12 protein-coding genes are annotated in these 13820 nt (G+C 63.9%); 3 read left to right on the top strand and 9 right to left on the bottom strand.

The features are described 5' to 3' along the window. Positions 1-18: 18 nt before the first annotated feature. The 6 genes from BM118_RS31150 to BM118_RS31175 all read right to left on the bottom strand — a co-directional run bounded on the left by BM118_RS31150 (position 19) and on the right by BM118_RS31175 (position 7676). The gene (locus tag BM118_RS31150) at positions 19-1680 is read right to left on the bottom strand and encodes an ABC transporter ATP-binding protein (RefSeq protein ID WP_092190470.1); all 1662 of its coding nucleotides are present in this window, start codon (positions 1678-1680) and stop codon (positions 19-21) included. Beyond that, complete coding sequence (locus tag BM118_RS31155) at positions 1677-2531, bottom strand: ABC transporter permease (RefSeq protein ID WP_092190472.1); 855 nt, start codon at positions 2529-2531, stop codon at positions 1677-1679. Before BM118_RS31155 ends, BM118_RS31150 begins: the two co-directional genes overlap by 4 nt. Beyond that, positions 2528-3478, bottom strand: coding sequence for an ABC transporter permease (locus tag BM118_RS31160; protein WP_092190474.1), 951 nt, complete (start codon positions 3476-3478; stop codon positions 2528-2530). The genes BM118_RS31155 and BM118_RS31160 overlap by 4 nt, the downstream gene beginning before the upstream one ends. 85 nt (positions 3479-3563) lie before the next feature. Continuing rightward, positions 3564-5168, bottom strand: coding sequence for an ABC transporter substrate-binding protein (locus tag BM118_RS31165; protein ID WP_092190477.1), 1605 nt, complete (start codon positions 5166-5168; stop codon positions 3564-3566). A gap of 273 nt (positions 5169-5441) precedes the next feature. Further along, a complete protein-coding gene (locus BM118_RS31170; RefSeq protein WP_092190479.1) occupies positions 5442-6821 on the bottom strand; it encodes an aspartate aminotransferase family protein in 1380 nt (459 codons plus the stop codon). A gap of 12 nt (positions 6822-6833) precedes the next feature. Continuing rightward, on the bottom strand, positions 6834-7676 hold the full coding sequence (locus BM118_RS31175) for a GNAT family N-acetyltransferase (protein ID WP_092190481.1): 843 nt from the start codon (positions 7674-7676) through the stop codon (positions 6834-6836). 171 nt (positions 7677-7847) lie between these two features. Here BM118_RS31175 and BM118_RS31180 point away from each other — a divergent pair, with 171 nt between their 5' ends. Beyond that, a complete protein-coding gene (locus BM118_RS31180; protein WP_092190690.1) occupies positions 7848-8516 on the top strand; it encodes a haloacid dehalogenase type II in 669 nt (222 codons plus the stop codon). Positions 8517-8532: 16 nt separating this feature from the next. Beyond that, entirely contained in the window at positions 8533-9807 is a 1275-nt protein-coding gene (locus tag BM118_RS31185; RefSeq protein ID WP_092190483.1) for an NAD(P)/FAD-dependent oxidoreductase, read from the top strand. Between the two features lie 50 nt (positions 9808-9857). Here BM118_RS31185 and BM118_RS31190 read toward each other — a convergent pair whose 3' ends face one another. From BM118_RS31190 to BM118_RS31200, 3 genes are all read right to left on the bottom strand, one after another. Beyond that, a complete protein-coding gene (locus tag BM118_RS31190) occupies positions 9858-11315 on the bottom strand; it encodes an NAD-dependent succinate-semialdehyde dehydrogenase (protein WP_092190485.1) in 1458 nt (485 codons plus the stop codon). Between the two features lie 60 nt (positions 11316-11375). Beyond that, the gene (locus tag BM118_RS31195; protein ID WP_177234877.1) at positions 11376-11669 is read right to left on the bottom strand and encodes a cupin domain-containing protein; all 294 of its coding nucleotides are present in this window, start codon (positions 11667-11669) and stop codon (positions 11376-11378) included. A 69-nt stretch (positions 11670-11738) separates the two neighbouring features. Continuing rightward, entirely contained in the window at positions 11739-12662 is a 924-nt protein-coding gene (locus BM118_RS31200; RefSeq protein ID WP_092190489.1) for a 2-hydroxyacid dehydrogenase, read from the bottom strand. Positions 12663-12896: 234 nt separating this feature from the next. Between BM118_RS31200 and BM118_RS31205 the strand changes: the two genes are divergently transcribed. Continuing rightward, positions 12897-13799 carry a GNAT family N-acetyltransferase gene (locus tag BM118_RS31205; RefSeq protein WP_092190491.1) on the top strand — a complete coding sequence of 301 codons (903 nt, stop codon included), beginning with the start codon at positions 12897-12899 and terminating at the stop codon, positions 13797-13799. Positions 13800-13820: the final 21 nt, after the last annotated feature.

Consider the following 13820-nt stretch of genomic DNA (forward strand, 5'->3'; position numbering starts at 1 on the left):
CAGCTGCACCAGCCGCTCCTACCGGTGACTATAGGCGCGCAGCTCTTCGGCATTCTGTTCCAGATTGTCGAGCCAGTCGGGATCGAGCTTGGGCACCGAGGAGAACAGCAGCCGCGTGTAGGGGTGCTGCGGGGCCGTCAGCCCGGTCGAGGCGATCTGCTCGACCTTCCGGCCGCGATACATCACGATGATCTCGTCGCAGATCGCCTCGACGACCGACAGGTCGTGGCTGATGAAGACATAGGAGATGCCGAGCTCGCGCTGCAATTCCTTGAGGAGTTCGACCACCGCGGCCGCCACGACCGTATCGAGAGCCGACGTGATCTCGTCGCACAGGATGAGCATGGGTTCGGCGGCGAGTGCGCGGGCAAAGTTCACCCGCTGCTTCTGGCCGCCTGACAGCTCTCCCGGCAATCGATGGCGCACGGATTTGGGGAGACGGACGAGATCGAGAAGTTCGCTGACGCGCGCATCGCGCGCCTTGCCCCTCATGCCGTGGTAGAAGGTGAGGGGACGCCTCAGGATGTCGTCCACCGACTTTGCCGGATTAAGCGCGGTGTCCGCATGCTGGAACACGATCTGGATCTGGCGCAGCTCGTTGCGGGTGCGGTTGCGGCCGGCCTTCCCCAATTCGCGCCCGTTGAAGATGATGTCGCCCGCATGAGCCGGCAGGATGCCGGCAATCGCCCGGGCAAGCGTTGACTTGCCGCACCCGGACTCGCCGATGATGCCGAGATTTCGTCCCGGATCCAGCTTGAGGCTGACGGCCTGGACGGCGTTGATCAGCGGCTGTCCATCGCGCGAGCGAGGTCCGTAGCCGACCGTCAGATTGTCGACCTCAAGCAAGGGGGGCTTCGTCGCACTCTCGTCGTCGGGCGCCCGCTGCTGAGTCTTCGGCCTGAATGCGGCCAGCAGCTGCCTCGTATAGGGGTGCTGAGCGTTCTCGAGGATATCATCGGTCGTCCCCGTTTCCTGGACCGTGCCGTCCTTGAGGACGACGATCCTGTCGGCGATCTGGGCGACCACGGCCAGATCGTGCGAGACGTAGACGCCGGCGATGTTGTGCTGGGCCGTGACGGACTTGAACGCACGCAGCACCTCGACTTGCGTCGTGACATCGAGCGCGGTGGTGGGCTCGTCGAAGATGACGACCTTCGGCTGGCCGATCAAGGCCATCGCGGCGGCGAGGCGCTGCAGCTGGCCGCCCGAGACCTGGTGCGGGTATCGGTTGCCGATCGTCTCGGGCTCCGGCAGCGACAGGGCCTTGAACAGCGAAAGCGCTTTCGCTTGCGCCTCGGCAGGCGACATGAGCCTGTGGATCCGCGCCACCTCGATGACCTGATCCATGATGGTGAGTGCGGGGTTGAAGGCGGCCGCCGCGCTCTGCGGCACGTAGGCGACGCTCGTGCCGCGAATGCGGGCGCGCTCCGTTTCCGAAAGCTTCACCATGTCGACGCCGGCCAGGCGCACCTCGCCGCCGGTGATCGCACAGCCTTGCCGGGCGTAGCCCATCAGCGTCATGGCAATGGTGGTCTTGCCCGAGCCGCTCTCGCCGATGAGGGCGACGATCTCGCCTTCGGCGATGTCGAGGCTGACATCCTTGATGATCTCGACCCGCCTGCCCGCGTCGGTCGTTGCCTCAACCCTGAGATTGCGGATCTCGACGAGGTTTCCCGTCATTCGATGCCCCGGTCGCGGATCCTGCGCGGCAGGTTGTCGATCAGAAGGTTGACGCTGATGGTGAGACTGGCGATGGCGAGCGAGGGGAAAATCACCGCCGGTGCGCCAAAGGGCAGGCCCGCAATGTTCTCGCGAACCAGCGCTCCCCAGTCGGCGTAGGGCGGTTGCACGCCGAGCCCGAGAAAGGACAGGCCGGAGAGCAGCAGCACGATGAAGACGAAGCGCAGGCCGAGATCGGCAAGCACGGGACCGAGGATGTTGGGAAGAATCTCCGAGGCGATGAGGTAGGGCAGGCGTTCGCCCCTGATACGGGCGACCACCATGAAGTCCATCGTGTTGACATTGACTGCGAGAGCCCGCGCGAAGCGATAGGCGCCCGGCGTGTAGATCACGGACAACGTTCCGATCAGCGCGGGGATCGACGAGCCGACCGCGGCGACCACGACGAGGCCGAACAGCTTGCTGGGTATCGAGTTGAGCGCATCGAGAAAGCGGCTCAGCATGCTGTCGAGCCACCCTCCGGCGACGGCCGCGGTCATGCCGAGCGCGACGCCGCTGAAGCAGGCGATGGAGACGGCGGCGAGCGAGATGCCGAGCGTGTAGCGCGCGCCCATCAGGATGCGCGAAAAGATGTCCCGGCCGAGATAGTCCGAACCGAACCACAGATCCCGGCTCATGGGTCCGAAATAATCGGCATCGACGATTTCGCCGACGGAATGCGGGATGATCTGCGGAGCGAAAATGGCGACGCAGCCCCAGAGAAGGATGATGCCGAGCGCCGACAGGCCTATGAGGTTGAAGCGATAGCCCAACCGCATGCCCAGCCGCCCTGACGAGGTCGGGTTCGTCATCGGAGCCTCGGATTGGACAGGACGGCGATGATGTCGGCAACGGTGATCAGCGCCAGATAACCCAGGCAGAAGATCATCGCGCATGTCTGGATCAGCGGCAGGTCACGGGTCGAAACGGCATCGACCATCAGCTTTGCGACGCCCGGATAGTTGAAGATGGTCTCCACGATGATCACGCCGCCGAGCAGATAAGACAGTGAGAGCGCGACCGCATTGACGATGGGACCGAGCGCATTGGGCAGTGCATGCCGCAGCACGATCCGGGGGCGCGAGGCGCCCTTGAGCAGCGCCATCTCGACATAGGGCGTGTTCAATGTCTCGACCACGGCGGCGCGGGTCATGCGGATCATCTGCGCCGAAACGCCGAATGTGAGCGTCATGACCGGCATCGCGTAGATCCGCACCAGGTCATGGAACGATTTGACCTCGTTGGTGAGGGAGAGGGCCGGCAGCCATTTGAGGTAGACCGCGAAGAGCAGCACCGCCAGCGTTGCGATCATGAACTCCGGCACCGAGATGATGCCGATGGTTCCGACGGTCACGATGCGGTCGTACAGCGTGCCGCGCCACATCGCGGAGGTGATGCCAAGCGTCAGCGCAAGGGGGACCGCGATCGCGGCGGTCAATCCCGCAAGCTTCATCGTGTTGACGAACCGTCCGCTTATCAGATTGGCGACCGGGACGTTGTTTGCATAAGACTTGCCGAAATCACCCTGGAACAGGCCGGCCATCCATTTCAGGAATCGAATGATCGCGGGGTCGTCGAGGTGCATCGCCTTGCGCAGGCCCTCGACGGCTTCCGGTGTCGCGGACTGCCCGAGCAGGATCGTGGCGGTATCGCCGGGCAGGAGCGCGGTCGCAAAGAAGACGGCGAAGGAAACGATCACGAGCGTGATCAAGGCGATGAGAAGCCGTCTGACCACAAGCGACGAAACCTGCTTTTTCACATTCGCGCTCCCACGCAACGCCGGTCATTTTCGTCAGCCCCGGCTCCGTGTCTGGACCCGCAGCAGTGACCTCGCTGCGCGCCGGTCAGGAGGTAAGCCAGACGTACTCGGCGAAAGCGTAGCCCATCATGCCGCCGAGCGGATTGGGCTCCAGTCCCTTCAGCTTGGCAGTGATGGCGTCCACGTTGGAGATGTAGGCCGGAATGATGGTGCCGGCCTGCTCCGACACCAGGACCTGCATCTCATTGTAGATCTCGCGGCGCTTGGCCTGATCGAGCGAGCCGCGGGCCTCGACCAGCAGCTTGTCGAATTTCTCCGAGACGAAGCGGCTCTCGTTCCATGGCGCGTCCGACTTGTAGAGCAGGGAGAACAGGATGTCGGGCGTCGGACGCGGGTTGATGTTGCCGAAATGGATCGGCGCCTTCAGCCAGTAATTGCTCCAGTAGCCGTCGGAGGGCACACGCTTCATGTCGAGCTTCATGCCGATCTGCGCGGCCGAGGCCTGGATGATCATGGCCATGTCGATGGCAGAACCGGGCGCCTCTGACGTGATGACCTCGATGGTCTGACCGAGGACGCCGGCCTTCTGGAAATGGAACTTGGCCTTGTCCGGGTCGAACGTTTTGGGCTTGAGGGCGGCGTTGTGGTAGACATTGGCGGGCGACACGGGCTGGTCGTTGCCGACGACGCCGAAGCCGCGCAGCGCCGATTTGACGATCTGCTCGCGGTTGACGACGTATTTCATGCCTTCCACGAAATCCCGGTTGTTGCCGGGCGCCATGTCCATGCGGATGTTCAGGTCGGTGTAGGTGCCCGACGTGGTCGTGGACAGCGCGAAGCCCTCCTTGCCGTCGAGCAGGCGCACCGACCGTGGGTTGATCGAGGCACCGAGGTGAATGTCTCCGGACAGCAGGGCATTGATGCGGGCGTTTTCATCGGGGATGGCGAAGAACTCGAATGAATCGACGTTCGGCCCGCCCTTGAAGTAGTTCGTATTCCGCACGCCGATCGAGCGCTCGCCGGGGGTGAACTGCTTGCACTTGAAGGCGCCGGTGCCGTTGCCCGAGGAGAAATCGGTGGTGCCGTCGGCAACGATCATGAAGTGATGCATGGACAGGATCGTCGGCAGGTCCGCGTTCGAGCTTGCCAGCGTGACCTCGACGGTCGTCTTGTCGACGGCCTTGAAGTCGGTCATCTGGGACGCGATCGCCGCGACCTTCGATCCGGTGGCCTTGTCCAGATGGCGCTTCAGCGAAAAGATGACGTCGTCGGCGCTGAGCTCCTTGCCGCTGTGGAAGGTGACGCCCTTCTTCAGCTTGATCGTCCAGGTCTTGGCATCGCCGCTCTCGATCGACTCGGCGAGTTCCATCCGGGGCACGCCGCTCTGGTCGAGAAATGTCAGGCGGTTGTAGAAGGAGCAGCAGCGAACATAGTCGGTCGAAAGCGAGGCTTTGGCGGGATCCAGCGTGTCGGCGGTCGATGAGGACCAGGCCGCAGCTTTCAGGGCGCCGCCTTTCACGGGTGTCGCCGCCACTGCTTCCGACGCGCGGCCGAAGACCGTGCTGGCTGCAGCCAGGGCCATGCCATTGGCGAGCATCAGCTTCAGCAGGTCGCGGCGTGAAGCCCCGCGCCGAATAGCGTTCTCGATCGTGGCATCGTCCGAAGAAGACCAGTTCGTCGTATCGCTCATGTCAATCCCCTCGCTGGCTACGGCTGCGGCTCGTGTTGCGGTGAGCGGCAGATTGTTCTGCCGCGCCGTTGTGGTGGAGGCTGGAGAGCGGTCCGTCGTAACGACGATTGCCGCATCTCCACTCAGGACTGCATTCTTTCCCGCGATCGAAGTCTCGCAGGATAGTCCCGCGGCTTTGGCCGAAAAAACCGCGGGCCACGGCACAAAATTGCGAAGATGTCTCTGTTTCTAGTATTTCGGACCTGCGTCCAGCCGGCTCATTGTGCATGCCTACTAATGTTGCAGCGCGGCGCGAACTTCGGCATCGGCCAGCGTATCGTCGAGCATTCTGGCGGTGCGCTCGATGATGGCATCGATATCGGACTCGGAGCAGCAGAGCGGCGGGGCATAGCCCAACACGCCGGTCGGGAAAGCGCGGATGACGAGGCCGTGCTTCCAGGCGCGCTCGAAGATGCGCTTTGCCGGTTCGGCCGCGGCAGGAAGCGGCGTCTTGCGCCGCTTGTCGGTGACGAGTTCGACCGCGGCCAGCATGCCGCGGCCGCGCACGTCTCCGACGAGGGGGTGATCCTTCAACGACTGAAGGCCCGCCATCAGACGCGCGCCCGCCTTCGTGCCATTCGCAAGCAGGCCGTTTTCGTAGAGGCGCAGTACTTCCAGGGCCACTGCGGCACTGACCGGATGCGCGGAGTAGGTGTAGCCATGGCCGACGGCGCTGGAGCCCGCCGCATCGGCAATCGCGTCGTAGACGTGATCCGACATGAAGACCGCGCCCATCGGGACGTATCCGGAGGTCAACCCCTTGGCGACAGTCATGAGGTCGGGGACGATCTCGTCCTCGCTGCATGCGAACAGCGGTCCGGTCCTGCCGAAGCCGGTGATGACCTCGTCAGCGACGAAAAGGATGCCATGCGCCTGGCACCGCGCGCGCATCGCCTTCATCCAGCCTTTCGGCGGCACGAGCACGCCGCCCGAGCCTTGGATCGGTTCGGCATAGAACGCGGCGACGCGGTGCGGGCCTCCGATCTGCTCGATTTTCGCATCGAGCGCGGCAAGCGAGGCCGCGATGATGGCGTCGTCGTCCTCGCCGGCCGGATTGCGATAGACATAGTGCGAGGGGATCGTGTGCTGCCAGCTGAGTGGCACGCCGAACCCGGCGTGGAAGGCGGGTAGGGCCGTCAGCCCGGCGCCGACGGTCGAAGATCCATGATAGCCCTGTTCGACCGAGATGAAATGTTCGCGCTGCGGCTCACCCCGCGCGTGCCAATAGTAACGGATGAAGCGGACCGTGCTGTCGACGGCATCCGAACCACCCAGCGTGAAATAGACATGGTTGAGGTCGCCGGGCGCGCGCTGCGCCAACTCGGCCGCAAGCCGGATCGCGGGTTCCGAGCCGAGGCTGAAATAGCCCGTCGCGTAGGGAAGCTCCTGCATCTGCCGGGCGGCGGCCGCAACGATGCTCTCGTGCCCGTAGCCGGCATTGACGCACCAGAGCCCGGCAAAGCCGTCGACGAGCTGATGTCCGGAAGCGTCCGTCACGGTAGCTCCCTTCGCCGACTTCAGCACCCTGACGCCGGACGCTTCGTGCCCTCGATACGACGCGACCGGGTGGATGAGATGGGCCCGATCGAGCTCGATGAGAGAATTGCTGAGCATCAAGGTCTCCGCTTATCCGAAAGCCTGGCTGGCGAGGGCGAATGTGGTGGGTGATGTGCCGGCGGATCGCACGGTGGCGGGACGCTGCATGGCAATGCCTTCGTCGACCCGGACGAGACCCTTGTCGATGAGCCAGGGCCCCAATCGAGACGCCTCGGCGGTGTCCACGCGAACGAAGCGTCCTTCGCGCCCGGCCATGAAATAGGCGAGCAGCGACTGCGCGTCGTCCGCATTTGCGGCCACGACAGGACCGATTACCTCACCTCGGCCGAAAGCGCGCAGCGCCGCGAAGCCGGCGACGCTTCGGCCGTTATCGAGCACGGCGAGACGGCCGGCCTTCGCAAGGGTGCGGAGCAGGTCCTCCCGATCGGCGCCATAGGCGCTTCTGTCGAGTTCGATGATCTCGCGGATGTCGCGCGGCTCTGCCGGCCGGACATTGGCAGGCGGCATGACGCGCACGACCGGGCCCTGATGCTGGACGATGGTTCCGGTCCGGCAAAAGCCGAGCTTCTGATAGAGCGGCAGGCCCTCGCTGGTTGCAACGAGCCTCAGCGTGCGCGATCCCGCCAATGCGATGGCGGCCTCCATGAGCTGGCGGCCCAATCCGCGCCCGCGGGCGGCTTCATCGACGATGACCATGTTGATGGTCGCGAGATCCTGCTTGTAGGGCGTCATCAGGACCGTTCCGAGCACGGTCGTGGTGTCGGCATCCAGCGCGACGAGGCCCGTGCTGAGGCCGAGCGCCAGTTGCCAGTCCTCGAGGCGGTGCGGCCAGTTGGCTTGGCGCGATAGGCGCAACGCACCGTCGAGATGTTCGGGGCGGAAGGTGGTGAGCGAGATGGTGCTCTCTGTCATTGACTCGTGTTCCTGTCGCCCGCCAGTCTCGTCTCTTGGCGACGTGCAGATCGTCTGAAGGCCACGGTGCGAACGATATCTTCCACCGCAGCCGGCGGAAAAGCCGCATCTTATGCCGCGCGGCTGTTCTATTGTCGTGGCGCTGATATCGCGCGCACCAGGACAGGGATGATGAGCCAGTTTCGCCCGAAATACGTGACCTTCGACTGCTACGGCACGCTGACGAATTTCCAGATGGCGGAAGCGGCGCAGGATCTCTATCGCGCGCATCTCCCCGAGGCGCAGATGGCCGCGCTCGTGCGGGATTTCGCGGCGTATCGGCTCGACGAGATTCTCGGCGACTGGAAACCCTATGCCGACGTGATCCACAATGCGCTGGCGCGCGCGTGCAAGCGCAATGACGTCGCCTTCAAGCCCGAGCATGCGCAGATGGTCTATGAACGCGTGCCGAGCTGGGGGCCGCATCCCGACGTTCCGGCCGGCCTTGCCAAGGTCGCGAAGGAGATTCCGCTCGTCATCCTCTCGAACGCCATGAATGCGCAGCTGCCGTCCAACGTGGCCAAGCTCGGCGCGCCGTTTCACGCTGCGCTCACGGCTGAACAGGCCCAGTCCTACAAGCCCCGCATGAAGGGCTTCGAGTTCATGTTCGATACGCTTGGCTGCGGTCCCGAGGACGTGGTGCACTGCTCCTCGTCCTTCCGCTACGACCTGATGACGGCGCACGACCTCGGCATCAAGAACAAGGTGTGGGTCAATCGGGGGCACGAGCCCGCCAATCCCTATTATGGCTATGTCGAGATCAAGGACATCGGCGGCCTGCCGGGCGTGTTCGGACTCTGAGCCGGCAGGATTTGCGGTGAAATACGTTTCCTACTGGCACGATACCGCACCACGCTTTTCCGGCGGCGCCGAAGGTCCCGTCGAGGGGCACTATGACGTTGCGGTGATCGGTGGCGGCTTCACGGGCCTGGGGGCTGCGCGCCAACTCGCGAAGGCGGGCACGAAAGTTGTCGTTCTCGAAGCAGACCGGGTGATCGGCGGCGCATCGGGTCGGAACGGCGGCCATCTCAACAATGGTCTCGCCCACAGCTATCTCGCCGCCAAGGCAGAGCTCGGCCAGGAGCGGGCCGTCGCGCTTTACCGTGCGCTCGACGCCTCGATCGACACGCTCGAGGCGCTGATTGCGGAGGAGGGCATCGCGTGCGATTTCCGCCGCGCCGGCAAGCTGAAGCTCGCCTCCAAGCCGAACCATTTCGACGCCATCGCCCGGAACTTCGATGCGGTCCACCGTGAGGTGGATCCAGAGACAGCGCTGCTGTCCCCCAAGGATCTGAGCGCTGAGATCGGCTCGCCCTTCTTTGGCGCGATGCTCTCGAAGAAGAGCGCGATGATGCATATGGGACGCTACGGCGTCGGGCTGGCCGAGGCGGCCAAGCGCCGCGGCGCGGTCATCTTCGAGAACGCACCGGTCACGTCGCAGGCGCGCGAAGGATCGCGCCATCGCCTGACGACGTCGCGCGGCAGCGTCACCGCCGATCAGGTGCTGCTGGCGACGGGCGCCTACACCACGCCCAATTTCGGTTACTTCCGGCGACGCCTCGTCGCCGTCGGCAGCTTCATCATCGCGACCCGGCCGCTGGACGCGGCCGAGATCGCGGCGACCATGCCCGGCAATCGCACCTGCGTCACGTCAATGAATGTCGGCAATTATTTTCGGCTGGCTCCCGACAATCGCCTGATCTTTGGCGGGCGCGCGCGCTTCTCGGCGACGTCGGACCAGCGTTCCGACGCCAGGAGCGGCACCATCCTCGTCGACGGCCTCACCCGCATCTTCCCACAGCTCGCCGGCATAGAGATCGACTATTGCTGGGGTGGACTCGTCGACATGACCAGCGATCGCTTTCCGCGCGCCGGCTATCAGGACGGGCTCTGGTATGCGATGGGCTATTCGGGCCATGGCGCGCAGCTCTCGACCCATCTCGGCATGACCATCGCCGACGCGATGCTCGGACGAGAAGATCAAAACCCGATGAAGGGCCTCGACTGGCCCGCCGTACCCGGCCATTTCGGCAAGCCATGGTTCCTGCCGCTGGTCGGAATGTACTACAAGATGCTTGATCGCGTGCAGTAGTGCGAAGCCGGCAAGAGCGCGGTCAGGCGCTCTTGCCGCCCTGTCGTCGCTCAGCCCAATCCGCCGATATGGAAGGTCTTCATTTCGAGGTATTCCTCGATCCCGACCTGTGCCCCTTCGCGTCCCACGCCGGATTGCTTGACGCCCCCGAAGGGCGCGACTTCCGTCGACACCATGCCGGTGTTGAGGCCGACCATGCCGGCCTCAATCGCCTCGGCCACGCGCCAGGACCGTTTCAGGTTTGACGTGTAGAAATAGGCGGCAAGCCCAAAGGGCGTCGCATTTGCGATCGCAATCGCCTCTTCGTCGGTCTCGAAACGGAACAGAGGTGCGACCGGACCAAAGGTTTCCTCGTGCGCCAGCACCATGTCGGTGGTCGCGTCGGTCAGGACGAGCGGCGCGGTAAACTGCGCACCCTTGGGCAGCGCGGCCGGTCGGGTCGCGATGCGCGCGCCCTTGGACAGGGCGTCGGCGACATGACGGTTGATCTTGCTGATCGCGGCCTCGTTGATCATCGGTCCGATCGCGACACCCGGCTCGAGGCCCGATCCGACCTTCATGGCGTTGACACGGGCGACAAGCTTCTCTGCGAAGGCGTCATAGACGCCGGCCTGCACCAGGATCCGATTGGCGCAAACGCAGGTCTGCCCGCCATTGCGGAACTTTGACGCGATCGCACCCTCGATCGCGAGATCGAGATCGGCATCGTCAAAGACGATGAAGGGCGCGTTGCCGCCGAGCTCCAGGCTGACGCGCTTGACGCTGTCCGCGGCGCCGCGCATCAGCAGAGATCCGACGCGTGTCGAGCCTGTGAACGAGATCTTGCGCACCATCTCGTTAGCCATGATCTCGGCGCCGATCTCGGTCGGCAGGCCCGTGACGATGTTGATGACGCCCGCGGGAATTCCGGCCCGCTCGGCCAAAACCGCAAGCGCCAGTGCCGAATAAGGCGTGAAGTCGGACGGCTTGATCACGACGGTGCACCCCGCAGCAAGCGCGGGAGCGACCTTGCGCGTGATCATCGCGTTCGGGAAATTCCATGGCGTGATGATGCCGCACACGCCCACCGGCTCCTTGAAAACGACGATGCGCCGATCAGCCGTCGGCGAGGGGATCGTCGTGCCGCCGATGCGTCGGGCCTCCTCCGCGAACCATTTGACGAAGGAGGCGCCGTAGCGGATTTCGCCCTTGGCTTCTTCCAATGGCTTGCCCTGTTCGAGCGTCAGAATGCGCGCCAGATCGTCGAGATGCGCGATCATGAGGCTGTGCCAGGTCTCCAGAAGCGCGGCGCGCTCGGCGTTGGTTTTCGCACGCCACGCGGGGTACGCCTCGGCGGCAGCGGCAATGGCGGCCCGAGTGTCGTCCCGCTCCATGTCGGGTACCGTGCCAAGAACGATCTGCGTCGCAGGTTCGATCACGTCGATCGTCTTGCCCGAGCGTGCCCCCGCCCACTGGCCACCGATCAAGCCCTGTTGGCGGAAAAGCTCTTTGTCGCTGAGGTTCTGCATATTTGATCCTTGTCTAATCGGAGAACGGGAGGAACAAAATTGATGGAGCGATGCCTGGGCTCATGACACCGTGACGTAGATCTTGCGGACGGTCTCGATGGTCTTCCAAACGCCCGTAAAGCCGGGCTTCATGACGAAGCTGTCGCCGGCGCGGAACGTGATCGGATCGCCGCCATCCGGCGTGATCTCGATTGTGCCGGCCAGGATGTGACAGAACTCGAAGGTCTCTCCCTTGATCGAGCGTGTCTCGCCTGGCGTTGCTTCCCACACGCCGGTGTGCACGAGCTCACCCTTGGCCTCATCCTGCGCCCATGTTTTGAAATGGGGCGCGCCGGCAATGAGCCGCTCCGGCATCGGGCCGGATTCTTTCGGGGCGAAAGCCGGGTTGGGATCAATCCGTTTCAGCAGCAATTCGGGCTCCTCTCAGTAACCACGGGTTCGATCCACGAGCCCGACGAGGTCGAGGCCCGCTTCATATCGCTTGATGTTGTCGATGACGGCGCGAGCGGCGGTGTCCGCCTGGGTTACACCTGCCACATGCGGGGTCAGCAGCACTTTCGGGTGGGCCCACAATGCATGATCGCCGGGCAGCGGCTCCGGTTCAGCAACGTCGATGACCGCACCGGCGAGCTGACCCGCATCGAGAGCAGTGAGGAGCGCATGGGAATCGAGCTGCGCGCCGCGCCCCGCGTGGACGAGGCCCGCACCTTTCGGCAATTGCGCAAAAACTTCGCGGTTCAGGATCCCGCGCGTGGCGTCGGTGAGAGGCAGCAGGCAGACGAGGATGTCGGTCTCGCCGAGCATCTGGCTGAGACCGGCATTGCCGCTATATGTTGCTACGCCTTCGATCATCTTGGCCGACCGGCTCCAGCCGCTCAAGCGGAAGCCGAAGGGTCTCAGGCTTTCCAGAACGGCGCGGCCGAGCACGCCAAGTCCGAGCAGCCCGACCCGCCGGTCGGCAGCCTGCTTCTGGGGCAGAGGCCGCCACTCGCGATTCCGCTGCAGGTCGAGATAGGCAGGGACGTTGCGGTGAAGCGCCAGCACCGCGAGGGTGACGTATTCCTGCATCATCCGGATGATGCCGTCCTCCACCATCCGGACCACCTTCACCCCGGGTGGGATCGCCGTCAGCGGAAATTGATCGATGCCCGCTCCGACCGAAAACAGGATTTCGAGGTTACGATATTGTTCCAGTGCCTCGGGGACGGACCAGGTGATGATATGACGTATGTCGGCTGGGGAGGCCGTGCCCGGACCGATAGCGAAGGGCATGTGTGGGAGCTCGCGAGCGAACGCCTCACGGAAAACGGCCCCGCGCTGTAGGTCGGAATTGAAGAGAAAGGTCATTGTCGAATTCGGACGCGCGGGGGAATGGCGAGCTTGCCGGATTGAGCCATGCTATCGGAGCCGGAATTTCGCCCGGTGCCGAATGCCATTGCGATTTGGTGGATTGTTCCGCGCGATGGTCATTTTGAAATGCATTCTGCGGCGGCGTATGGTTTATGCTGGTCTCGCCCGGGCCGCTGGAGTGCGCCCGGAGTGATATCATTCGATTGATATCGGGCTCATCGAGAGGGAGCCATGGAAAGGCGCATCTCCAGTTCGTTTACGGTCGATACTTTTGAGGCACGTGCGGCCGATATCGATACGGTCGAGCTGGACTGGCTTCACGCGCTCTCGATTGGCGTCGGCTGGCCGCATCGCGCCGAGGACTGGCAGTTTCTGCGTGAAGTTGGCCACGGCATCGTGGCCCACGATGAAATCGGACGGGTACTCGGATCGGCCATGTGGTTTCCCCATGGCTTGGACTTTGCCACCGTCGCCATGGTCATCACTTCTCCGCGTCTTCAGGCGCTTGGCACCGCGCAGTGGCTGATGAAACGCGTTCTGTCCGAATGCAAGGGACGCAATCTGCGCCTCAATGCGACGCGTGCCGCGCGCAAGCTCTATCTGTCGCTCGGCTTTCGCCTTGAGAGGACGGTGTTCCAATGTCAGGCCGAAGCGCAGCGGCCCGATGAGATGCCGCGTCTTCCCGAGGACGCCGAACTGCGCCGCCTGGACCAGGTCGATGTTGCGGCCATCGTCGAACTCGATGCACAGGGGTTTGGTGCGTGCCGCACGGAGCTGCTCGCAGCTCTCCTCCAGCAATCCATTGGCTTTGGCCTCTACCGGCGTGACCGCCTCGAGGCCTTTGCGCTCTGCCGTCCGTTTGGGCGAGGGCATGTGATCGGTCCTGTGGTGGCTTCGAACGACAGAGACGCGATCGCAGTGGTGGCGCCGCATGTGACGGCCCATGATGGAGAGTTCCTGAGGCTTGATACGCATCTTGCCGACGGGGAATTCTCCTCCTTCATCGCTCGGTCGGGCCTGGCTGTCTTCGACACCGTTACGACGATGTCGTTGGGAGGACACTTCCGCGATCCCAATGAGCGTTCTGGAGACGGGCCCGTAACCTATGCGCTGGCAAGCCAGGCCCTCGGTTGAAGGCATGTCGCGCCGCGACCA

This window comes from Bradyrhizobium sp. cf659, assembly GCF_900113725.1.
Taxonomy (GTDB): domain Bacteria; phylum Pseudomonadota; class Alphaproteobacteria; order Rhizobiales; family Xanthobacteraceae; genus Bradyrhizobium.